This window comes from Streptomyces sp. NPDC001100, from assembly GCF_053598575.1.
The window spans coordinates 20901-41714 of the sequence record NZ_JBSFKO010000018.1 but is presented as its reverse complement, the minus strand read 5'-3'; the positions used below and the strand labels follow the sequence as shown (position 1 = coordinate 41714).

The 20814-nt window shown below is 71.5% G+C and carries 19 protein-coding genes and 1 pseudogene; 3 read left to right on the top strand and 17 right to left on the bottom strand.

Translation table 11 applies throughout. The annotated features are described in order from the left end of the window. Positions 1–82 precede the first annotated feature (82 nt). Together ACWDEW_RS25710 and ACWDEW_RS25705 are read right to left on the bottom strand one after the other, a co-directional pair. Positions 83–1063 (bottom strand): pyridoxal-phosphate dependent enzyme, encoded by a 981-nt coding sequence (locus tag ACWDEW_RS25710; protein ID WP_450515349.1) that lies wholly within the window; start codon positions 1061–1063, stop codon positions 83–85. Continuing rightward, positions 1060–1776: a helix-turn-helix transcriptional regulator gene (locus tag ACWDEW_RS25705; RefSeq protein WP_450515347.1), complete on the bottom strand. Its 717-nt coding sequence runs from the start codon at positions 1774–1776 to the stop codon at positions 1060–1062. The genes ACWDEW_RS25710 and ACWDEW_RS25705 overlap by 4 nt, the downstream gene beginning before the upstream one ends. Positions 1777–1898: 122 nt before the next feature. Between ACWDEW_RS25705 and ACWDEW_RS25700 the strand changes: the two genes are divergently transcribed. Continuing rightward, positions 1899–2378 carry a hypothetical protein gene (locus tag ACWDEW_RS25700; protein WP_450515345.1) on the top strand — a complete coding sequence of 160 codons (480 nt, stop codon included), beginning with the start codon at positions 1899–1901 and terminating at the stop codon, positions 2376–2378. A gap of 38 nt (positions 2379–2416) precedes the next feature. Here ACWDEW_RS25700 and ACWDEW_RS25695 read toward each other — a convergent pair whose 3' ends face one another. Then, positions 2417–3016 carry a GNAT family N-acetyltransferase gene (locus ACWDEW_RS25695; protein ID WP_450515343.1) on the bottom strand — a complete coding sequence of 200 codons (600 nt, stop codon included), beginning with the start codon at positions 3014–3016 and terminating at the stop codon, positions 2417–2419. Then, positions 3013–3585 carry a hypothetical protein gene (locus tag ACWDEW_RS25690; RefSeq protein WP_450515341.1) on the bottom strand — a complete coding sequence of 191 codons (573 nt, stop codon included), beginning with the start codon at positions 3583–3585 and terminating at the stop codon, positions 3013–3015. The genes ACWDEW_RS25695 and ACWDEW_RS25690 overlap by 4 nt, the downstream gene beginning before the upstream one ends. 110 nt (positions 3586–3695) lie before the next feature. Here ACWDEW_RS25690 and ACWDEW_RS25685 point away from each other — a divergent pair. Further along, positions 3696–4241 (top strand): annotated as a pseudogene (locus tag ACWDEW_RS25685) (carbohydrate binding domain-containing protein); the annotation flags it as partial. Between the two features lie 19 nt (positions 4242–4260). Beyond that, on the top strand, positions 4261–5481 hold the full coding sequence (locus tag ACWDEW_RS25680; protein WP_450515339.1) for a metallophosphoesterase: 1221 nt from the start codon (positions 4261–4263) through the stop codon (positions 5479–5481). Positions 5482–5557: 76 nt separating this feature from the next. Here the strand turns inward: ACWDEW_RS25680 and ACWDEW_RS25675 are convergent, their stop codons facing one another. From ACWDEW_RS25675 to ACWDEW_RS25615, 13 genes are all read right to left on the bottom strand, one after another. Next, positions 5558–5833, bottom strand: a complete 276-nt coding sequence (locus ACWDEW_RS25675) for a hypothetical protein (protein WP_450515338.1) — start codon at positions 5831–5833, stop codon at positions 5558–5560. A gap of 41 nt (positions 5834–5874) precedes the next feature. Then, positions 5875–6846 carry a glycoside hydrolase family 25 protein gene (locus ACWDEW_RS25670; RefSeq protein WP_450515336.1) on the bottom strand — a complete coding sequence of 324 codons (972 nt, stop codon included), beginning with the start codon at positions 6844–6846 and terminating at the stop codon, positions 5875–5877. A gap of 201 nt (positions 6847–7047) precedes the next feature. Next, positions 7048–7842, bottom strand: coding sequence for an AfsR/SARP family transcriptional regulator (locus ACWDEW_RS25665; protein WP_450515334.1), 795 nt, complete (start codon positions 7840–7842; stop codon positions 7048–7050). Between the two features lie 238 nt (positions 7843–8080). After that, positions 8081–9772 carry a hypothetical protein gene (locus ACWDEW_RS25660; RefSeq protein ID WP_450515332.1) on the bottom strand — a complete coding sequence of 564 codons (1692 nt, stop codon included), beginning with the start codon at positions 9770–9772 and terminating at the stop codon, positions 8081–8083. 6 nt (positions 9773–9778) lie between these two features. Beyond that, positions 9779–11917, bottom strand: a complete 2139-nt coding sequence (locus ACWDEW_RS25655) for a hypothetical protein (protein WP_450515331.1) — start codon at positions 11915–11917, stop codon at positions 9779–9781. A gap of 9 nt (positions 11918–11926) precedes the next feature. Beyond that, the gene (locus tag ACWDEW_RS25650) at positions 11927–12562 is read right to left on the bottom strand and encodes a hypothetical protein (RefSeq protein ID WP_450515329.1); all 636 of its coding nucleotides are present in this window, start codon (positions 12560–12562) and stop codon (positions 11927–11929) included. Between the two features lie 16 nt (positions 12563–12578). Then, positions 12579–13223: a hypothetical protein gene (locus tag ACWDEW_RS25645; protein ID WP_450515328.1), complete on the bottom strand. Its 645-nt coding sequence runs from the start codon at positions 13221–13223 to the stop codon at positions 12579–12581. An 8-nt stretch (positions 13224–13231) separates the two neighbouring features. Next, positions 13232–13846, bottom strand: coding sequence for a hypothetical protein (locus ACWDEW_RS25640; protein ID WP_450515326.1), 615 nt, complete (start codon positions 13844–13846; stop codon positions 13232–13234). Continuing rightward, entirely contained in the window at positions 13839–17099 is a 3261-nt protein-coding gene (locus ACWDEW_RS25635; RefSeq protein ID WP_450515325.1) for a LamG-like jellyroll fold domain-containing protein, read from the bottom strand. Before ACWDEW_RS25635 ends, ACWDEW_RS25640 begins: the two co-directional genes overlap by 8 nt. Beyond that, positions 17096–18409 (bottom strand): baseplate J/gp47 family protein, encoded by a 1314-nt coding sequence (locus tag ACWDEW_RS25630; protein ID WP_450515323.1) that lies wholly within the window; start codon positions 18407–18409, stop codon positions 17096–17098. The genes ACWDEW_RS25635 and ACWDEW_RS25630 overlap by 4 nt, the downstream gene beginning before the upstream one ends. Beyond that, positions 18406–18855 carry a hypothetical protein gene (locus ACWDEW_RS25625; RefSeq protein WP_450515321.1) on the bottom strand — a complete coding sequence of 150 codons (450 nt, stop codon included), beginning with the start codon at positions 18853–18855 and terminating at the stop codon, positions 18406–18408. The genes ACWDEW_RS25630 and ACWDEW_RS25625 overlap by 4 nt, the downstream gene beginning before the upstream one ends. Next, positions 18852–19166 (bottom strand): hypothetical protein, encoded by a 315-nt coding sequence (locus ACWDEW_RS25620; protein WP_427924403.1) that lies wholly within the window; start codon positions 19164–19166, stop codon positions 18852–18854. The genes ACWDEW_RS25625 and ACWDEW_RS25620 overlap by 4 nt, the downstream gene beginning before the upstream one ends. Next, complete coding sequence (locus tag ACWDEW_RS25615; RefSeq protein WP_450515319.1) at positions 19166–20809, bottom strand: hypothetical protein; 1644 nt, start codon at positions 20807–20809, stop codon at positions 19166–19168. The genes ACWDEW_RS25620 and ACWDEW_RS25615 overlap by 1 nt, the downstream gene beginning before the upstream one ends. Positions 20810–20814 lie beyond the last annotated feature (5 nt).

The window sequence follows — 20814 nt, the reverse complement described above, 5'->3', positions numbered from 1 at the left end:
CGGCGGGGGCCGCGCCCCACCACTCCATGGTCTTCCTGTCCACCCGGGAGCGCCATTCGGGGGAACGGCCACCGGGCCACGGTCATGACGAGGCGCTTCCGCACAACTGCGCGAACCGCTCGGCTCCGATGTTGCCGCCCGAGACGATCACCCCCACCCGGCCGGTGACCGGGCCCGCGCGCCCGGCGAGGAGCGCGGCCAGCGGGGTGGCACCGCTCGGCTCGACGACGATCTTCAGCCGCTCGAAGGCGAACCGCATCGCGTCCTTGATCTCCTCGTCGCTCACCAGCGCGATCTCGTCGACCAGCCGCCGGTTCACGGAGAAGGTGAGCCGACCGGGCGTCTCGGCCGCCTGCCCGTCGGCGATGGTGCGCGGCACGGGGATGGTGACGTGCCGGCCCGCCTCCAGCGACCTCTTGGTGTCGTCCCCGGCCTCCGGTTCGACGCCGATCACGCGGGTGCCCGGGTGCAGCCCCTTGACGGCCGTGGCCGTCCCGGCGATCAGCCCGCCGCCGCCCACGGGCACCAGCACGGCGTCCAACTCCCCCACTTCCTCGACGAGTTCGAGTGCCGCCGTGCCCTGCCCCGCCATGACGTGCGGATGCTCGTAGGGCGGGATGAGGGAGAGCCCGCGCTCGGCCGCCAGGGCTTCCCCGATGGCCACGCGATCGCCGGTGTAGCGGTCGTACGTGACGATCTCGGCGCCGTATCCGACGGTGGCGGCCAGCTTCGAGGCCGGGGTGTCCTCGGGCATGACGATCACCGCGGTGGTACCGAGTTCGCGGGCGGCGAGGGCGACGGCCTGGGCGTGGTTGCCGGAGGAGTACGCGGCGATGCCCCGGGCCAGTTGCTCCGGGGTCAGCCGGGAGGCCGCGTTGTAGGCGCCGCGGAACTTGAAGGCGCCGATCCGCTGGAAGTTCTCGCACTTCAGGAGCACCTCGGCGCCGACGAGTCCGTCGAGGGTGCGCGAGCGCAGTACCGGTGTGCGGTGGGCGACGCCCTTGATCCGCGCGGCGGCGTCACGGACGTCGTCGAGGGTGATGGGCGGGGTGGTGATCGTCACGCGGGTCCTCCGTCGGAAGCGGAATCAGCGGGAGAAGCAGGAGTGCCGGTCGCGGCGCGGGCCTGGGACAGGTAGTTGTAGGCGGAGGCGCGGGAGATGCCCAGCCGGGCGGCGACCTGTTCGACGGCCCGGCGCACGGCGAAGACGCCGTGCTCGTCGAGGCTGCGGAACAGCTCCAGCCGCTCGGCGCGGCCGAGTTGGACCCAGGTCCTGCTCTGCCGAAGCTGATGGGCGTCGACGATGGCCTCGACCACTGAGTCGATGTCGTTGCCGAAGGTGGTCGTACCCGACGCCTCGCCCGTACCGGTCCCGGCTCCCCCGCCGATCCCGGCGAGCACGGCCTGCGCCTGCTGTACGGCGGTGACGTCGACGTTGACGCACAGCGCGCCGAACACCGAGCCCGCCGTGTCCCGCAGCACCATCGTGGACGACTTGAGCAGTCGGCCGCCCTTGGTCCGGGTGAGGTAGTTCACCTCGTCGTCGGCCTCGTCCCCGCGCGCCAGCACCCGCAGCCCGATCTCACTCATCGCACCGCCCACCGAGCGCCCGGTGACAGCTCCGGCGACGGCGACCACGGACTCCTCCGGGCGCCGGTAGTCGTGCAACACCACCTCGCAGACCGACCCGAAGGTCGCCGCGATCCCCTCGACGACGGACCCCAACGCACCGATGATCGCGTCTCGTTGGGCGTCCAGGGCAGGGTCGCTGTCCACCTTCCCCCCTCTCGCTCCTAGACAGTCAGTCCAGTCACTATACTCAGATTCCATCCACTCGGCCTCGATGACCGCCGCTCCTCCTTGAATCTCAGGTCGCTTGAGATCCCATAGTGATCGGCATGAACGAGCTCTACTCCATCGGAGACGTCGCCCGCCGCACCGGCCTGAGCGTGAGCGCGATCCCCTTCTCCACGGAGCAGGGCAGGCTGATCGCCTCGCCGGAGATGACGGCCCGCATCGAGAGGCATCGGCAGCTTGTCCTGGAGGCGCAGGCCTACCAGCAGGCGGGCGTGCCCGCGGACTCGCCGCAGGCCCGGGACATCGCCGAGCGCGTAGTCGCCGACTCGGCAAGGCTGATCACCGCGATGACCGGGGACCACGGACACGATGTGGAGCGGGCCAGGCGCGGCATCGTCGACTTCGACCCGAACGGCAGGTCGGCACAGACACTGGCCAAGTCGACCGGCCTGCAGCTGCTGACCAGGTACCACTCCCTGGTGGCGACGATCGACGGCACCCCCAAGCCTGACCCGGAGCGGGCGGCGGCGGTCCGCGAGTGGCTGGCCGCCGCGTTGCGCGGGAGCCCGTCCGCCGGATGACACGGCGATCTGTCAGTGGGTGCTGAGGCAACCGCACATCAGACCGTGGCCTTGGCCGCGACACGGGTGAGCAACTTGTCGCGCACGGACGGCCATTCGTCCGCGAGCACGCTGTAGTACAGCGAATCGCGGCGCGTGCCGTCCTGCCGCACCATGTGACTGCGCAGCGTCCCTTCGTAGGTCAACCCCAGCCGCGTCAGGGCGTGTTGGGACCGCTCGTTGAGGTTGTCGGTCCGCAGAGCGATGCGGACAAGACCAAGACCGTCGAAGGCGTGCCCAAACAGCAGCAGCTTGGACTCGGCGTTGTAGGGCCCGCCCCAACAAGAACGATCGAACCAAGTGGCGCCGACCTCGGCCCGCCTCTCGTCAAGGTCCAGCTCGTACAGACTGGTCGAACCGATCACGGCGCCGTCCGTCAACCGCTGGACCGCGAAGCACCGCCGGGCGTCGTCCGCCGACATCCGTCCGATCATCGCCCGCATGTCCGAGAGGGAGTCGGGACGAGGCCGGGGCATCCATCGCCAGACCTCGGGATCCGACGCGGCAGGGAACAGCGCTTCCGCATGATCGACGGACAGCGGGATGAGCCGGACAGTACGGCCGGAAAGAGAATCGTTGCTCATCATGGCCGCGGTCACGTGCGAGGACGCCGTCCGGCCTTCCAACGCAGGAGTCTGAAGGCGATCACGGAGACGAGCGTGACGACCAGGCTCACGTCGGCGACCGCGTTGTCCGCCTTCGGCGCCACGCCCGTGTAGTGCCAGATCAAGGCGACGGTGAGCATGACGCCTCCCCCGAAAACACCGAAGGCGGTGGCCAGCGACAGGCGCGCGCCCCGATCCATCGGGGTCTTGGCCATGACGATCGGCTCGGACGTCTGTTGCAGGGTGATGTAGTCGTCCTTGCCGACGCTGACGGCAGCGAGCGCGTCGAACGCCTCCCCGCTCGGAGCGCACATGAAGCTGGCCGTCCCGCCCTCTTCGACCAGGACGATGAAAGGCCGGCTACTGCACCAGGCGATCTTCAACTGGAGTCGGTGCTCTCCCGGCGGCACTTCGAAGCGGACTGTCTTCCCTCGCCGGATGCTGCCCACTCGGGTGTCGTCGATGAGCACGTCGTAGCCGCGGAGCATGTCGCGACAACCGCCCCGCACCCGTGACAGCACGACGGTTCCGTGGGTGGGTACGGCTCTTCCCGCGTCGCGCATCGCAGCCCCCTTCGCACGAACACCGTGGGTACCGCGAGCCTACTCATACGTCAACTGCGGCGGAACAAAGGGCTGTTCAAGCCCGCTCCCCCGCTCCGCTCTCCGCCGCCGTGTCGAGGTCCCGCCATGCCTCCGCGGTCAGATCGGCGGCGGCCCAGCGGGCGTCTGACACGACCTCCTCCGGGCTGGTGAAACCCGCGACCACGCAGGCCACACCGGGAGCGCGCAGCGGAAAACGCACAGCGGCGTGCGGGAGTGCGGCGCCGTGCCGGGCGGACGCCTCGGCGAGGAGCCGGGCGCGGCGCAACTGCGTCGGCGACCCGGGCTCGATCGTCTCCTCCCCCGTCCACTCGGGCTCCAAAGCCCTTAAGGGGACGGTGAGTTCGAGCGACACCGCACAGTGCGACCAGACCGTCGCCGTACAGCCGAACACCACCTACTCGCTCGGCGGCTGGGTCCGCGGCTCCTACGTCTACCTGGGCGTGAGCGGTGGAACCTCCACCTGGACCACGTCCCCCGCCGGCTACAGCCCCCTGACCGTCTCCTTCACCACGGGCCCGTCCCAGACCAGCGCGACGATCTACGTCCACGGCTGGTACGCGCAGGGCGACTACTACGCCGACGACATCACCCTGGGCGTGTCCGGTGGCGGTGGCCGTACCTAGAGTGGGACGCGTGACCGATACCAGCGACACCCTCTCCGCCGACAGCGAGACCCACGCTCCACGGCGGAGCCCACTGCTCCGCCTGCTGCGCTACCTCCCCCTGATCGCACCGGTCCTGCTGTGGGCCGTGCCCTGCGGGGTGCTCCTGTACACCGGTCAGCACTGGCCGCTGCCCGTCACGATCGCCGGCACCGCCCTGTTCGTCCTCGGTCTGGTCGGGATGCCGCTCGCGATGGGGCGCGGCCACGGCCGGCGCCAGCAGGACCGGGCGGCGATCGTCGGTGACACCCTGCTGGGCGGCAGCTGGGTCCTGTTCACCTGGTCCGTGCTGCTCGGCGTCCTGCTGCGCCTCGCCCTGACCCTGGCGGGCGTCGGCGACGGCCAGGACCGGGCCCGGATCGTCGCCTGGGCCGTCCTCGGCACCACCGCCGTACTCCTCGCCTGGGGATACGCCGAGGCCCGCCGCGTGCCGCGCGTGCGCCGCCTCGACGTCCAACTCCCGCGGCTGGGCGCCGGGTTGGACGGCACTCGCGTCGTCCTCATCACCGACACCCACTACGGCCCGCTGGACCGCGCCCGCTGGTCGGAGCGGGTGTGCGAGACCGTGAACACCCTGGAAGCCGACCTGGTCTGCCACACCGGCGACATCGCGGACGGCACGGCCGAACGCCGCCGCGCCCAGGCCGTCCCGCTCGGCACCGTGCAAGCCACCAAGGCCCGGGTCTACGTCACCGGCAACCACGAGTACTACAGCGAGGCCCAGGGGTGGGTCGACCTGATGGGCGAGCTGGGCTGGGAGCCGCTGCGCAACCGGCATCTGCTGCTCGAACGCGGCGGCGACACCCTCGTCGTCGCCGGGGTGGACGATGTCACCGCCGAGTCCTCCGGCCTGGCGGGCCACCGCGCCCACCTCGCCGGAGCCCTGAACGGCGCCGACCCCGACCTGCCCGTCCTGCTCCTGGCCCACCAGCCCAGGTTCGTCGACCGGGCGGCAGCCGCCGGCATCGACCTCCAGCTCTCCGGCCACACCCACGGCGGCCAGATCTGGCCCTTCCACCACCTGGTCCGCCTCGACCAGCCCGCCCTGGCGGGCCTCAGCCGCCACGGCGACCGCACGCTCCTCTACACCAGCCGAGGCACCGGCTTCTGGGGCCCGCCGTTCCGCGTCTTCGCCCCGAGCGAGATCACCCTGCTCGTGCTCCGCTCGCCGGAAGCCGCTGCCTCGTCGTAGCCCCCGTCAGCGCAGCACCCGCCGCGATGACCTCACGCACCCACGCCGTGTCCGGCAGGGCGGGGACGCCGGCGCGTTACGCGGTGCCCGCAGCGGCCGGGTCCGGGTAGTCCGGCGGAGTCGCCCAGCCCAGCAGGATGCCGGCGACGGTCGCGAGCGAGCGGTTGTGGATTTTCGCCGCGAGGGTCTCCAGGAGACGGAACACGGTGTAGTAGGCGCCTGTCAGGACGGCGGTGACGACGCCGGCCACGGAGGCCGAGTCGAAGGTGACGCCGATGTGGACCAGGAGGGTCAGCAGGAGTCCGGCGACTATCGGTACGACCGTGCGCATGAAGCTGACGAAGAGGTTCACTGGGAGTTCTGCCTTTCTGTGGCTCGAGGTCCCCGGTGCCGTCAAGCCGCGGTGTCGAGGTGGACGACGACCTTGCCCACGGCCGCCTCGATGGCCGCGGTGATGGACGAGACCAGGGCGGCGGGGTCGATGGTCTTGTCGAACTTGGCGATGGCGGCGGCGAGTTGGGTGATGGCCGCGCTCTGCGCCGCCTCGGTCGCCTGGACGGCCCGCAGGCGGAGGTTGGTGTCCTTGATGTAGGACTGGAGTTCCCAGTAAGGGTTGGTCTTGGCGTCGGGGGCGTCGGCAGGGGCGGCGATCAAGCCGTCCATGGTGAGTACCGCCTTCGCGGAAGCGGTGGCGATCTTGGCGATGTCGGCGGCGGTGAGCGGCATGTCGGTCTCCGTTCCGGCGGCCCACGTGCGCAACGCGGACTCGCTCAGGTAGCAGATGGATCGGTCGAGCGGGGTCGAGGTGAACTGCCAGAACAGCGGCGTACGGCCGGCCGGGGCAGGCCGCGCGTGTGCCTCCGCCTGTGCGTAGGTCGCGGCACCGGACCAGGGGTAGGCCGGGTACCACAGCGGAGCGTCGGCAGGAGCGTGGCCGGCGGTCAGATCGCTGCCCGAGGTGTAGACGCCGACACGCTGGCCGGGGAACGCGGCCTGGACCGCTTTGATCCACGCCTTGGCGTAGGACAGGATCCCGGCCGCGGAGACGCCCGCGTAGTTGGCTCCGTCGGACCGGCGTTCCAGGTCGAGCCAGTGCACGAAGCCGGGCCGGGCGTGGGGTTTCACGGCGGCCACGTAGTTGGCCGCCTCGGTGGTGGCGCTCTGGTTCGGCCAGCCGAAGTGGTAGGCGCCGGGGACGAGTCCGGCGCCTATGACGCCGGTGATGTGCTGGGCGAAGCGGGTGTCGCGGGTGTGCTCGCCCTCGCTGGCCTTGGCGAAGGCGAAGACGACGCCTTCCGCCTTCCGGGCGGTCCAGTTCTGGGCTGTCTGGTAGACGGAGACGTCGACGCCACGGCATGTGGCCATGTCGGCATTCCCCTTTCGGGTCGTCGTACGGCGTGAGTGGTGGCCGGGTTCGGCGGCAGTCCGCCGTCGCGCCCTGCACCCGTTGGTTCATCACGGACTTCTACAGGTCGTGAGCTTTCGCTCGTCGTGGGAACGATGGCAGGCACCCCGTGACCGGGACGTCACCGCCGTATCAACACAACGCCGTCGGGCCGGGCCCGGTCATTCCGGGCGGTCGTGCCGCTCGGGTGTCGCGGCCAAGGGCGACGAGGTCCGGGCGCCTTCGGCGCGGTACGGGATCATGCCGGCGAAGCGTGCCGAGGGTTCGATGCCCAGCTCCGCACGGAGCAGCCGCCGGAACGCCTCGTAGTGCCGGATCGCCTCCACGACATTGCTCTCGGCCAGATGCACGGTCACCACCGCGCAGTGGGCGCTCTCGCGGAGGGGTTCGATCGCGACGCAGGTGAGGGCGGCCTCCAGCGCGAGTGCGTGGCAGCCGCGCCGGGTGTGCCGGGCGCTCAGCGACTCAAGTGCGTGCAGGCGGAGTTGACGCAGTCGCTCCCGCTCGGAACAGATCCACTCCTCGTCCCAGCCGGGGAGCAGTTCGCCTCGCGCCAACAGACCGAGCGGAGGCAGTGCGTCGCCCTGATCGTGTGCGGAGCCGGTGAGGCGCAGGGCGGCCCGGGTGAAGTCGTCGACGTCGACGGACACGCCGTCCGCGAGGTACAGGGTGTCGCCGTCGCTGCCTACCGCCGGGTACCGCACCCGGCGCAGCCGCCAGAGCGTCGTCCGCAGGCTGCCCTGCGCGTGTTCCTCGGAGACGTCGGGCCACAGGGTTCCGGCGACCACTGATCGGGGCGCGCGTTGGTGCAGCCCGAGATAGGCCAGCAGTCGCTGCTCGTTCGCCGGGACGGCGATGCCGCCCTCCGCGCCCTCCAGCCTGAATGCGCCGAACAGACGCAGTCTGGCGAGCGCCGGGGCCTGATGTGCCGGTGCCTGCACCGCCGCTGCCTGCACAGCTGGTGTCTGTCCCGTCGGCACCTGCTCTGTCGAGTCGTGTCTCCGTGGTTCCGCGGTCAGTTCGTTCCAAGCCATCGCCGTCCCCGTTTCCCCGTGTGGCGACCGCCAGTTGAGCCGCCCCGTGTACTCGGGCCACCGGCCGCGGGGCCCGAAGTGACCAGCGTGAGGAGGGCGGACGGGGTGTGTCATATGCCGTTCCGCTCATCGGACCGGAGGTGCTGGCCCGCCCTCGGGGTCAGGGGCTCGGCGGCACATTGGGGTACGGGAGGGTGAGGAGGTCGCCGGGCAGGAGTCCCAGGTCGTAGAAGAGTTCACGGTGGATGACCCAGGCGATGGTGTTCCGTGTGGCCTGGTCGAGGAGCGGGATCCGGTCGACCGCCGTGAGCATCTCGGCATACAGCTGCTCGGCGCTCACCCGGGTGTCGCCGGCCCGGCGCCGCGCGATCGCCCAGTTCTTCCAGTGCTGGTCGAACGCCGTGTGGACCCAGGTGGGGAGCAGCACGGTGAGGGCGTTCCCGCGGCTGTAGCCGGGTACGTCCCGCAGAAAGGAGGTCGGGCCGGCGTGCGCCGACTGGACCTGCGCGCCCGACACGCCGTAGGCGCCCCGGACCGCCGACGCGTCCGCGTGCCGCTGTACCGCGAGATCCGCCGTGCCGGGTGCGCCCTGGGCACCGGTCAGTCCCGCGGCCCGGGCGTCGACCACGGCCGCTGCCGGGCCGGTGCCGCTCGGTGCCGCCGCCGGCAGGCCGGCCAGTTCGTCGCTGATCCGCGCGAACACGTCCTCGGTGGTGAGAGTGGGCTCCGTCAGGTCGAACCGGCGTGCGGCGGGCACGGTCGGCGTCGGCGCCTGGGCGGTGGGTGCGGTCGGCGTCCGGGCGGCGGGTGCGGGTTCCGGCGACGCCGGGCGCGGCTCCTGGGGGCGGGACGGCGCGGCCGGCGACGGGCTTGTCGTTTCGGCGGGCGCGGGTGAGGTCGCCGCCACTCTGGTCGCGGGCAGCGCCGTGTCCGTGCCGACCATCGCCCGGTCCATGCCGACCCGCACCGCCCACGCCCGCGCCCACGCGGAGAAGCCGCCCGGAGCGGACGGTGCGCCCGGCGGGGACGGGGGTGCTTCGGCGGCGGGGAGCCGGGGCGAGGCGGGAATCTCCTCGGGTGCGGGTGCGGGTGCGGGTGCTCGGCCGCCGGCCGTCGGGAAGGATGCCGCCAGCGCGGCGAAGGTGAGCGGCCCCAGCCAGGTCCCTACGGTCTTCTGGGCCCGTGCGTACTCGATGGCTATCTCGTTCACCCGAGCGAACGTGGCCGGCCTGCCGTGCAACTGCTCGGCGTTGAGCCAGCGGAGGACCTCGGGCATCGCGGACACCATGAAGGTGCAGGAGTCCCGGTCGTTGGCGGCGGCTTCGTACGCAGGCCCGAGCGCGTCCCGTCGTCCGTTGTCGAACCGGTCCAGATTGCGGACGAAGGCGGCGGGATTCCTGCGCCAGATGTCTTCCTTGATCTTCTCCGCGAGCTCGTGGGCACGGTTGTGACGGTCCGTCCAGTACGCGATCCAGATGTCGTACATCTCGCGAGCCGTCAGGGTGTTGTGCGGGTTCGCCGGGTCGCGGGGCGCCGGACGGGGGCCGGGGACAGGTGCCGGAGACGGCGGGGCGACCGCTATGCCGAACTTGGCGCCGTCGCTGTCGTAACTCGGTATCGCGTAACTGTCGCGGCCGGGTCCGGCGACTCGTTCGCGCGCCTGCGGGCGGGGGCCCGCCGGCGGCGGCGCCGTCTCCCCCGGCGCGGCATCGCGCACCGCGCCGCGGATCGCGGCCAGTACCGTCTCGCGCAGCCGCTGTCCGTCCTGGGCCGAGAGGCCGTCCGGCACCGCGACGTCGGTGGGCAGGTGGTAACGCCGGCGCGTCCCCGTCTCGGTGTGGTAGTTCGCCACGGTGGTTCAGCTCCTCGTCCAGACGATCCGCGCCCGCCAGGTGCTCCCCGCACGCCGGTGCGGACCCAGGTCCTCGCCGGTGACGTCCTCGAAGATCATCCCTTTGTCCGGTCCGCCGTATTCCATACGGCTGTCAAGGGCGTACGACGTGTCCGTCCCGAATCCGCTGAACCAGCGGCGCGGGACCTCCAGGCCCGGCACCGCGAGCAGCGAGTCGTACGGCGTGCCGTTGATGTCCCACATCTCGACGGGCTCGTGCCCGGCGGGAGGGACGTAGAGCAGCCGGCCCATGCCGTGGAGCTCCACGTCCTCGGCGCGTCCGCTCAACCGGGCGTAGACCTGCGGACGGTACGTTCCGCCGCGGTGCGGGCCCTGGTCCGGCCTTCCCCTCCGGCCGGGTGGCTGGACGGAGAAGTAGTACTCCTTGAAGTGGAAGCCCTTCGTGGGCTGGTTCTCTTTCCGGCCCTCCCTCACGTACCACGGTTCGTTCGTGCGCGAGGGCGCCAGGTTCGGGGACATCGAGGCCTGGGTGGTGGCCGTGGGCGGCGGTTTATCCGGGTCGTACGGAGCCTCGCCGCTCACGTACATGTCCCTGAAGAGGACCACCTGGCCGGTGTCGCCGATCCCTGTCGCATAGGCCGCGATGTCGAACTGGTCGGGTATCTCGTAGATCACGGTCACGCCGACGCTGTTCCCGCGGGCGAGGGCGGGGGCGATCTCGTGGGCGAGCAGTTCCTCGTACCTGTTCCGTGCCTTCTGTACCTCGGCACCCCTGAGGCTGCCGAGCTGGAGCGAGAGAAGCAGGGTGGCCGCGCCTTCGGCAGCGCTCTTCAGCTCCAGGTTCGCGGGGCTGTGGATGGGTTCGACCGGGGCTCCCCTCATCTCGATCGTCACGTCGGACCGCACCTCAGGCCTCGCCTCGACCGTCGCTTCGGGTCTCGCCTCGGGCCTGGCTTCGGGTCTCACCTCCGGCCTGGCTTCGGGCCTGGCTTCGGGCCTGACCTCCGGCTTGACCTCGGGCCTGGCCTCGGCGGGGCTCGCCTCGGGCCGTGCTTCGGTCACCGTCCGGGGTTTCGGCTTGGCTGTCGCCTTCGGCCTGCTCTTCGGGGCGGTCTCGCGTGGTATCCGGATCGGGTCGGGGACCACGCTGACGCTGTACCGGGTCTTCGTGGTGCCGTCCCGCGCAGTGACGGTGACCACGCTCGCGCAGTCGGCGCAGAGGCGCCGGGAGACCGCCATGCCGTGCAGGGTCACGTCGTGGTCCCGCGCGAACTCGATCATCAGCTGCTCGGCGTCGTTGGGTGCGCCGACCGCTCCCCGGCCGTCCACATCGGTGTCGTACTTCCACCGGTGGAGGTCCAGTTTCTCGGCGGCCTCGAACAGCTTCTTGCTTCCGCGGTTGCCGGCGATCGTGTAGACCAGCCACGGATCGCCGTCGTGGGTCACCATGCCGATGGCGATGGTGGAGTTCCGCTTCAGCTTGATGCGCTCCTGGGTGCCGATCAAATCGTAGAACTGGCGCAGTTTGTTCTCCAGGAAGGCCAGGGCCTCCGGATGCAGTGTGCCGGTGTCCGCCGGAGCCGGGCCGCTCGGCACCGCGTGGGCATGCTGGACCGGCGCCGGCGTTGTCGGCGACGGACTGTGCGGGGCCGACGGTGAGGCCGCCTCGGTGGGGGCGGTCGAGGATGCCGCCACCCTCGGCGCGGGCACCGCCTCGTCCACGCCGGACATCGCCCGGTCCAGGCCGAGGCGGACCGCCCATGCCCGGGTCCATGCCGAGAGGCCGCTCGACGGGGAAGGACGAACCGCCGTGGTCTCGGCGGCGGGCGTGGCCACGGGCTCGGTCGGTTCCGCCCCCGCCGGTGCCGGCGCGCCGGGTCCGACGGGGATAGCGACCGGTTTGCCGTCGTCGCCGAAGGACGGGACGGCGTACCCCTCGGTGTCCTGCCGGTCCGCGTCGTACGGCTCCTTCACCTCGACCGACGTACCGCAGTCCCGGCCGTGCCGGTCGGCCACCAGGCGTTCCGCCTCCTTCAGGCGGGCCGTGACCGCGCGGGTCAAGGCCCGGCCCGCTGCCTCCAGTTGGTCGTCGGTGGGCACCCCGACGATCCGGAGGGTGATGGGGACGTGGCACTCGATCCGCATGGCGCCGGCTCAGCTCGCGACGTAGGCGAGCTGGACGGTCGCGAGGCTCGTCGCGACGACGACCTGGATGGCCGATGCCGTGGCCACGACGCAGTAGCGGTACGTCTGGGGGTCCACGGCGGCGAACGCGGCATCGACGGGCACGGTGACGTCGTACGGGTTGGTGATGGCGGACGTCGCGGTGCCGATCTCGGCCAGTGTGTCGGGAGCGGCGTTCGCATTGGCCAGCGGGGTCCTGATCAGGGCAATGCTGAAGGTGGCCGGAGAGCCGTGCCAGAGGCCGACGGCGCGGAACGAGACCAGTCTGATGTTCGCCGGCAGGCTGAGGCCCATCACCGCGACGCTGTCGGGGCCGGTGACCGACGGGTACGCCGCTCCGGTCTCGTCGTAGAGCCAACCGTCGCCCGATCCCGGCAGCGACACGAGGTCGAGGCCGGGGGTGAGAAGTTGCTGGCCGGTCGGCACGCCGACGGGCTGGGCGAGCGCGGTGTCGATCTCGGTGACCACGGCGGCCGCCCGGTGGAGGTCGTTCGTGATCGCGTCGAACCGTACGTTGAAGCCGTTCGGGCCGTCGGCGGTGATGCGGCTGACGTTGTCGATCCAGTCGGTGGGCTTGAACGTGGGTGTGTAGCTGAGGTCGGACACAGGTGTCCCTTCCCGGTCAGGACGGCGGGGCGAAGGTGAGATGGACGGCCTCGATCGACATGCCGCCGAAGAGGACGGTCTCGAAGGTCGCCGTGAGGACGTAGCGGAAGACGCTGGTGTCGATCAGAGCGCGTGGCGCCGAGACCGGTAGCTGGAGGTCGAAGGGCCCGACCGCCGAGAAGGAGTCGTTGACCGCGAGCAGTTCGGGGGCCGGGGGCGGGGCGACGAGCCGGATCGGCGTGCGCGCCAGCGAGATGGTGCCGCCGACCGCGTGGGAGGAGCCTCTCTGCATGTCGCCCACCACTCGCATCGACGTCAGCCGCAGCCCGTGGGGCAGGGTGAGGTTGGCGACCCCGGTCATGGCGAGGGAGTTGGCGTGGGGCACGCCGTTCGCGTCGTAGCTCCAGGCGCCCCCCGACAGCAGTCCGGTGGGCCGCAGGGCCGGCGTGAAACTGAGCCGTTGCGCCTGCGGGGGCGGCGCGGTGTTCGACGCGTCGATCGCCGCGCCGATGTCGGTGACCACGGTGGTCAGTTGGTCCAGGTCGCTCGCGATCGCGTTGAAGCGCACGTTGAACCCGTTCGGACCGGCCGCCTCCACCCGGTCCTTGCGGTCTTCCCAGGCGACATGGTGGAACGTCGGGGTGTAGCTGATGTCGGCCACGATGACTCCTAGCTGCTCGTGTAGGCGATCTGGAAGGCGGCGAGAGTCACCGTGGTACCGGTGTTGATGACGGAGGCCCGGATGATGTACCGGTACGTCGCGGTCTGGGTCACGGCCAGCGCCGGATCGACGTCCGCGGACTTGTCGAACGGGTCCCTGTCGCCGCTGATCCCCGCCAGCACCTCCGGAGTACCGCCGGGGATCTTGACCCGGGACAGGAGGACGGCCAGACCCACCACGTTGGCGCCGACCTGGCCCATGACTCGGAACGAGGTCAGGCGGACGTTGTCGGGGAGCGGCACCTCCATCAGTCCGAACGCGTCCTCGTCCGGCCCGAACTGGGCCGCGCCACTGGGGGTGATCCGCCAGGAGATGGTGCCGTCCCCGGATGTACCCGTCAGTATCGGCGCCAGGGTGAGCACATGCTCGGCCGGCCCGGTGCCGCGCCGGTCCACGGCGGCGTCGATCTGGCCGACCACGGTGGACAGTTGACGCAGATCGCTCTCGATGGCGCCGAACCGGGCGTTGAAGCCGTTCGGTTCGGCGGCCCTGACCCGGTCGCCGTCGGGGCCGTCGACGAACTCCTTGTGGACGAAGGTGGGTTGGAACACGATGTCAGCCATCGGCGGGCCTCCTCGCTCGTGGCGGCAGCGGGCCGCGGACACGGAACCTCGGGTACGTGTAGTCCGGGTTGGCCTGTGACAGGTCACCCTGGAGTTCGACGACGTGGGCGCGGATCGCGGCGGTGTTGACCTCCACACCGACGGGATGCAGCACGTTGAGGATGTTCATGATCAGGTCGTGCTGGTCCTTGGTGATGACCGTCGTCGGGGTGTCCGCCTCCGGCCGCAGCCGGACCTGGAAGGTGTACGGGACCGGCTGCCCGCCGATCGGGTAGCTCGCCTGCACCCAGGCGGTGCCGGCCGCGTCGGCGCGCAGGGTGACGGTCTGCTGGGTGCTGGACGCCACGGTGATCGCGGCGTCGTCGTACGTCCCCGACGCCCAGCCCAGGCGCGGGCCCTCTCCGGGGAACTGACCGATGAGACCGGCGGCGGCGAGGCCGGCCGGCGACGGGGTCGCGGTGAGGTCCATGGTGGTGCCCTCGTCGAGTTCGATGACGGCCCCCTGTTCGACGCCGGCGGGCCCGCGCACGGCGACGAGTTGCCCCGGGGCCTGGCGCACCTCCAACTCCGCGCCGCGGCGCAGGAGGTACCCGAATCCGACCGCGAACGCGGCCCCGGCCAGCGCGCCCGCGTCCAGGGAGCTGTGCCGCAGGACGAGCCGACGTCCTTCGGCGGCGGCCGGGTCGGGAGGGTCACCGGTGCCGTCGAAGGCGGCGGTCACCGTGAGCCGCCCCGCGACCGCCCTGCGGGCCAGCTCGGCGAGCAGGGCGTCCAGGAGTTCGGCGACGGCGAGTTGCATGAGATGGGCGGCGTCGCTGCCGTAGTCGACCCGGGGGTCCTCGTGGCGGACCAGGAACGCCCGGTCGAAGTAGGTTCCCGGGCGCTCCACGCTCGACGCGGGCACGCCGCGCGTTCCGTCCGCAGCGACGGCGGCACCGTTGTCCAGTCCGGCCAACCCGATCCGCAGAGTACGGGTCGCCGACGCCGAGACGGTGTGCCGGCCCCGGGCCACGTCGGCCTTGACGATCAGCTGACCTGGAGCGGTGGCGGTCAGGGCCGCGGACCGATGCCGGGACCCGGCCCCGCTCTCCGGCACGAGCGTGCCCTGACCGGAACCACCGGGCACGACAAGCCAGTTGAGGAAGGCGTCCGCCGGAGGCGCGGGGCGGAGGGACAGGGTTACGGGGGTGCTCGGGTCCAGGTCGATCGGGTTCGGGGTGGCCGGGGCGGCGTCCGTCGGGGCGCCGGTGATCGATGCTGCGTCTCTCGGACCAACGGCGTTCGACGGCAGGGCAGTTGAGGTGACAGTGATCGGTGTGACGTCGATCCTGAAGTAGTCGCCGAGGGCGATCGCCGCGTAGGTCTGCCCGGTGGCGGCACGGTGGGCGACGTAGTCGAAGCCCGCCCGGTGGGCCAGTGCCGCGAGTCGGGCCGGTGATACCGAGCTGTGGGCGAGGAGCACCGCCCGGCCTGTTGCCCGGAGGTCGCCCGCCTGGGGGTCGTAGGCGGCGGCGACCAGGAGGCGGCCGGGCGGTGCGGTCTCGGCGCCGGCCAGGGTGACCAGCCGGTCGAGACACTCGGCCACCCCGACCTGCACCAGGTGCGGGTCGGCCGGGGCCTGCGCCGGGGTGAAGTCCACCCCGGCGTGGTCGTAGCGGAGGAGGTAGGCCGGGTCGAACGTGTCCTCCTGGGCGGCGGTGCCGACCGCGCTCGCCTCGGTCGTGCGGCGGCGTCCGGTCGCGTCGATGCTCTCGCCGGGCAGCAGGGTGTAGGGGCGGATGTGCACGAGCCGAGTGCCGCGGGCCAGGGTCGCGTTCGTGTCGTCGACCACCAGAGCGTCGGGCTGTCCGCCGATCGGTCCGGCGAGCCGGTTGAGGAGGGCGGTGAGGTTCGCCGGGGTCGGCAGGGTCCAGCGGCGGAACAGTTCGAGGCGGCTGCGGTAGTGGTCGTCGTCCTCGCCGAGGGCCGGTGCGAAGCCGGTTCGCGACGCCGAGCTGATCCGTACCTCGTCGACGACTCCCCGGAAGGCGCCGCCGGCCGCGCCGATGCGCAGCGGGGCCGGGCCGGTCACCGCGCCGAGCGGGTACAGGAAGCGCCAGTCGCGCAGCCGCCCGTCGAGGTACAGCCCCACTTTGCCGCTGGTGCGGTCGAGGACCGCCGCCACATGGGTGAACGCGTCGGTCGGCAGGGTGCTGTCCGCGAACAGGGTCACGTCGTGGTCCGGGTCACCGTCGCCGATCGTGAACCGTACGTTGCGGGCCAGGCCCCGCCCGAAGTTGCCGACCGCGAACTCCCAGCCGGGGCCGAGGTTTTCCGGGTCGGTACGCCGGCTGAGCACCGGCCCGTCGTGGGCGTCGGGGCCGGGAGCCGGGTCGGGATCAGGAGCCGGGTCCGGGCGGACGAAGCACTCGAAGGTCGCGTCGTCCCGCTCGCCGATGTCGAACGCGACGTCGGTGGCGACCACGATCGCCGCGTCGGCCGACCGGAAGCCCATCGCCCGGCCGTACCGCCCGGGGAGGCCGATCTGCACCTGGCCCTGGAGCACACCGTGATGCGCGGTCCGGCCCGGGTACGCGGCGGTCGTGTCCGCCACCTGCGGGGTGGCCCCGGCGTCGTCGTCGAGGTGGTAGAGCGCCACGGTGTCGGTGTCGAAGCCGTAGGGCAGCGCGGGGAAGCGCGGTACGCCGAGGTCGGCGCCGATCAGGTCGAGGCTCAGGCCCAGGGCGGACGGCAGGTGCCGTTGGGCGAGTGTCGTGGCGGCGTGGCGGCGCAGCTGGTCGCGCTCGGCGCCGGTCACCCAGAGCAGCTTGGCCGTGGTGCCGAGCAGTGCGGTCAACGTCCAGCAGTCCTGGGGGCGGTTGTCGAACGGTGTCGGCACCGTGGTGAGCAGGATCAGCCGGGCGGTCGCGGTCGACGGTCGCTCCAGCAGGAACGAGGTGCCGGTCACCGTCCCGGCCGGCACGGTCAGTTGACGGTCCGCGCTCGGTGTGCCCGGCTCCTCGTACGTGATCGTCACCGTGGTGTCGACGTCGACGTCCCGGGTGGTGGTCAGCACATAGCGCGGCTCGGGCGGTACGCCGAAGCGTGCCTCGTGGTCGGCGAAGTCGTAACTCTCCACCGCAGCCTGGGAACTGGTCGAGGGCAGCAGGCGCAGGTCGAGCGTGTCCGCCCCACGGGCGAAGGGTGTGGTCAGCCGGCGCGCCATCGTGGTGACGGCGAGCACGGGTGCCGGTGTGACGGCTTCGGTGGTCATCCGGTCACCACCGTCACGTCGAAGGCGTCGCCGTCGACGACGAAGGTCGCCAGTTCGGTCGGGCCCATGACCAGGTTCTCGCCCACCGCGCCCTCCGCGAGGACGCGTTGGAACGGCACGTCGCCGAAGGTGATCCGGCCGAACGCGGCCGGTGCCCGGCGCAGATGCAGCCCCTGGACGTCGAGCACGCCCGGCTGTTCGACGAAGGCGCCGACCACCTGCGCGTACAGGACGTCGCCGCCCAGGCGCAGCGCCCCGATGTCGGTGGCCAAGCGGCGGCGCACCGAGGAGAGCAGGGCGACGCCGTCCGAGCCGGGCGCGATCACGAGGGTCGCCCGGACCCCGACCTCGATGTGGTCGGCCTCGACGATGTTCGCGTGGATGCCGATCGGCCGTACCGCGTCGACCGCCGCGCTCACCCGCTCGAAGACGCCGGGCACGGGCCCGGTGGTGTGCCAGGGCCAGCGGAAGTCGTGCGCGACCACGACGGTGAAGAAGTACGGCTGTCCGACGCGGCGTTCGCTGCTGAAGGCCCGCTGGTCGAAGTTGAACAGGTCGAAGTAGCTCTGCGACACGTCCACTCCGCCGAGCGGGTCGGACAGCACGACGTCGAGGACGCCGCCGACGCCCAGGGCCGCCTGTGCCACGGCTTCGACGGTCCAGAGGTTGCGGGCGATGCCGAGGAGCCGGCCGCGGTAGGTCCCGTCGGACTCGTCCTTGGTGCCGCCGGTCGTCGCGGCCGGGTTGGTCACCGTGAAGTCCGCGGGCCCGAAGTCGGCCAGATAGATCGAACGGTACGTCGGGTCGATGCCGGTGATGGTGTCGGCGTCCATGTCACCGTCCGGTCCCGGCTCGAACGCCACCACACCGACATCGGCGGTGGCGTTCCTGCTGTCGAGCACCACCGGTGCCACGGTGCCGAACGCCCGGACGGGGTCGGCGGTCACCAGGACGGCGCCCTGGGGCAGGACGTAACTCCGGCCCTCCACCCCGTCGTCGAGCGTGACGGTGACCGTGCCGGTGCTCGCGAGCGGCGCGCGTTCCAGGCCGGTGTCCTCGCCGAGCAGGTCGAGGGCGGCGCCGGTCGCCGTGGACACGAAGTTGCCGTAGTACAGGTCCTCCAGGCGTTTCCACAGTTCGCCGTCCTCGGCGGCGGCCGTCTCCAGGATCTTGCGCAGTGCGCTGGTACTGGTCAGGTCCGCTCCGGGGAACGCTGCCCTGGCCCGGTCGAAGGACTCGCTGAGTATCACGTCGACGGGCTTGAGCACGAACCCGTCGGCAGTCACCCCGTAGTCGGTCACGGTCGTCATACCTCCACGTTCACGCGCAGCGTGAGGGGAACCTCGGCCACCGTGTCCAGGTCGGCCTCGACCGTCCAGGCGCGGTGGATCTGCGCGGCGCGCGCCCGAGCCTCGGCGCCGGGCCCTGCGGCCAGTCGTTCGGGATCGTCGTCGAAGGTGACCTGCCTGACCTCGCTGACGCGCGGGTCCGTGCCCAGCGTGCCGACGAGGTTCAGCTTCAGGAGTTGCTTGACGACGCGGGTGCCGTTCGGCTCGGTGAACGCCTGAGTGACGTCGAGGCCGTAGCCCGTGTTGAAGCGGTCGGACCCGAAGGGCGTCAGGACCCGCAGGGTCAGTGCCTGGGTGAGATTGGCGATGCCGCTCACCCCGGCCAGGTCCCCGGCGTCGAGTACGAGGTCCCCGTCGTCCACGCGCAGGCCGTGCCCGAACGGGTCCGGGGAGGTCGGCGATGTCATGTTGCCTCCAATTTCGTCTGGCCGGCCGAGACGACCTGCCAGGGCGAGGCCGTCAGGGTCGATCCCTGTGCGGTCTCCAGCGCCACCGGATCGGTGCCGACGAGGAGCGTCGTGGCGAGGCCGGCGTCGACGGAGACGACCTTGCCGCAGGGTGGTTTGTTCGGGCAGGCGGGTACGGTCGCGGTAAGCAGGTCGGCGCGGGTGAGGACGGGTTGGCCGTCCACGGTGAGCAGGTGTCCGCCGGGCACGATCAACAGCGGTGCGCCGTGCGGGCATTGCAGCGTGGACGCGGCGGTGAGGACGGCGGCCATCACGACACCGCCACGGCGGAACCGTCGAGTTTCAGGCTGACCGCGCCGTTGGTCAGCTGGATCGGGTGGTTCTTCGTACTGATGGTGACGGCGCCTTCGGCGTCGACGGTGATGGTCGTACCGCTCTGGTGCTCGATGGTGATGGTGTTGTCGTCCGGCGGTTTCGGACGGGTGCCCACCTCCGGCAGCGCGTCCTTGCCGACCACGATGTGCAGGCCGGTCGTCTGGACAACCCGGCGGCCGCCCGCGTCGGTGAGGTCGTTGGCGCCGGGGCCGGTGGGCCGGCCGTCGTCGCCGAGTGCGGTGGGCAGCGCGAGCCAGTAGTCGCCGGGTTCGTTGGCCGGGCGCCGGGTCGCCGGGTTGTCGGGCCAGAGGAACCCGGCCAGTACGGCGTCGTTGACGGCGCCCCGGTTGTGGGCGAGCAGGGCGCGCATGCCGGGGTACACCGGCACGACCAGGCCCGTGCGGTCGAACGCGAACACCGAGGCGATCGGCTTCTCGTGCATGCTCGCGCCGGTGTCGACCGGGCTGGCCACGCTGGGCGCGACCACTCCGGGGTCGGGGACCTGGGCGTAGTGCAGGGACGCCAGGTGCTTGCCGGTGCCGGCGGCGTACGCGGTGACCTCGCCGACGTCGACGGCCGGGTGGTCGTCGCGGGCCCGGTCCACCATGCCCCGCCAGCGGTCGACGACGACCTGGACGCCGGTGGTGACCTGGGCCCGTTCACCGGCGGCGGCCGCGATCAGGCCGAGTTCCGTGGTGTATCCGCCGGCGGTGGTGAACCGGTGCACCACCCGCGACAGCCGCAGCGTGCCGTCGGGCACCCCTGACAGTCCGCTGATCTCCGCGTGCTGGCCGACGCGCAGCCCCGGATGTCCGAGCACGGCGAGGTTCACGGTGGCCCGCACCGGCGGCGACAACTCCCCGGCGGTGTCCTCTCCGTAGGAACTGTCCAGCCATACGATGTTGATGTCCGGGTCGAGTGCGACCGGCGCCGTGTCCTTCGAGGCGCCGACCGCGGCGCCGAGGTAGACCGTTTTGTCCCGCACCACCAGCGGCGCGTTTCCCCGTTCGGCGAGGGCGCGCAGCGCGTCCAGCGTGGATCCGCTGCGCACGGTGAAACCGCTCAGGTCTCCCGGCAGGGTCGATCCCGCCGCGACCGGCACGTGCGCCTTCCCGGCCAGTTCACGGGCGAACAGGTCCGCGCTCGTCCCGGCCGGGCTGCCGACGGCGGCCAGCGTGTTGCGCAGCAGGTAGCCGCCCTCCTCCTGCCCGTAGAGGACCGTGCGTGCGTAGCCGTCCTGGCCGACGGTGCCGGAGACCTTGGTGACCCGCCCCACCAGGACGCGGCCGCTGTCGCCCGTCATGGTGGACGGGTCGTCGAAGTAGCCGAGCCGGATCGAGACGTTGACCGGTGTCTGCGCCTGGACCGCGCGGATCAGGTCGATCACGTCCGTCGGCAGGTTGATCAGCGTGACCTCGAAGGTGTCGGTGGCGGCGCCCTCCGTCATCGTGACGGTGATGTCGGCGTCGAGCACGAACGACCCGGCCAGCACATCGTTGGACACGGTCACCGGCAGCCCCAGCCCGCTGGGCGCCAAGGGTGCGGAGATCTCCACCTGGTAGCGGATGACGAAGCTCATGTCGT

Bases quoted from the DNA above. Each gene is read 5' to 3' on its own strand.
- ACWDEW_RS25630 (WP_450515323.1), bottom strand. From the start codon at position 18,409: ATGACGACCGTGACCGACTACGGGGTGACTGCCGACGGGTTCGTGCTC.
- ACWDEW_RS25625 (WP_450515321.1), bottom strand. From the start codon at position 18,855: ATGACATCGCCGACCTCCCCGGACCCGTTCGGGCACGGCCTGCGCGTG.
- ACWDEW_RS25690 (WP_450515341.1), bottom strand. From the start codon at position 3,585: ATGCGCGACGCGGGAAGAGCCGTACCCACCCACGGAACCGTCGTGCTG.
- ACWDEW_RS25620 (WP_427924403.1), bottom strand. From the start codon at position 19,166: ATGGCCGCCGTCCTCACCGCCGCGTCCACGCTGCAATGCCCGCACGGC.
- ACWDEW_RS25700 (WP_450515345.1), top strand. From the start codon at position 1,899: ATGAACGAGCTCTACTCCATCGGAGACGTCGCCCGCCGCACCGGCCTG.
- ACWDEW_RS25640 (WP_450515326.1), bottom strand. From the start codon at position 13,846: ATGGCTGACATCGTGTTCCAACCCACCTTCGTCCACAAGGAGTTCGTC.
- ACWDEW_RS25635 (WP_450515325.1), bottom strand. From the start codon at position 17,099: ATGACCACCGAAGCCGTCACACCGGCACCCGTGCTCGCCGTCACCACG.
- ACWDEW_RS25655 (WP_450515331.1), bottom strand. From the start codon at position 11,917: ATGCGGATCGAGTGCCACGTCCCCATCACCCTCCGGATCGTCGGGGTG.
- ACWDEW_RS25670 (WP_450515336.1), bottom strand. From the start codon at position 6,846: ATGGCCACATGCCGTGGCGTCGACGTCTCCGTCTACCAGACAGCCCAG.
- ACWDEW_RS25615 (WP_450515319.1), bottom strand. From the start codon at position 20,809: ATGAGCTTCGTCATCCGCTACCAGGTGGAGATCTCCGCACCCTTGGCG.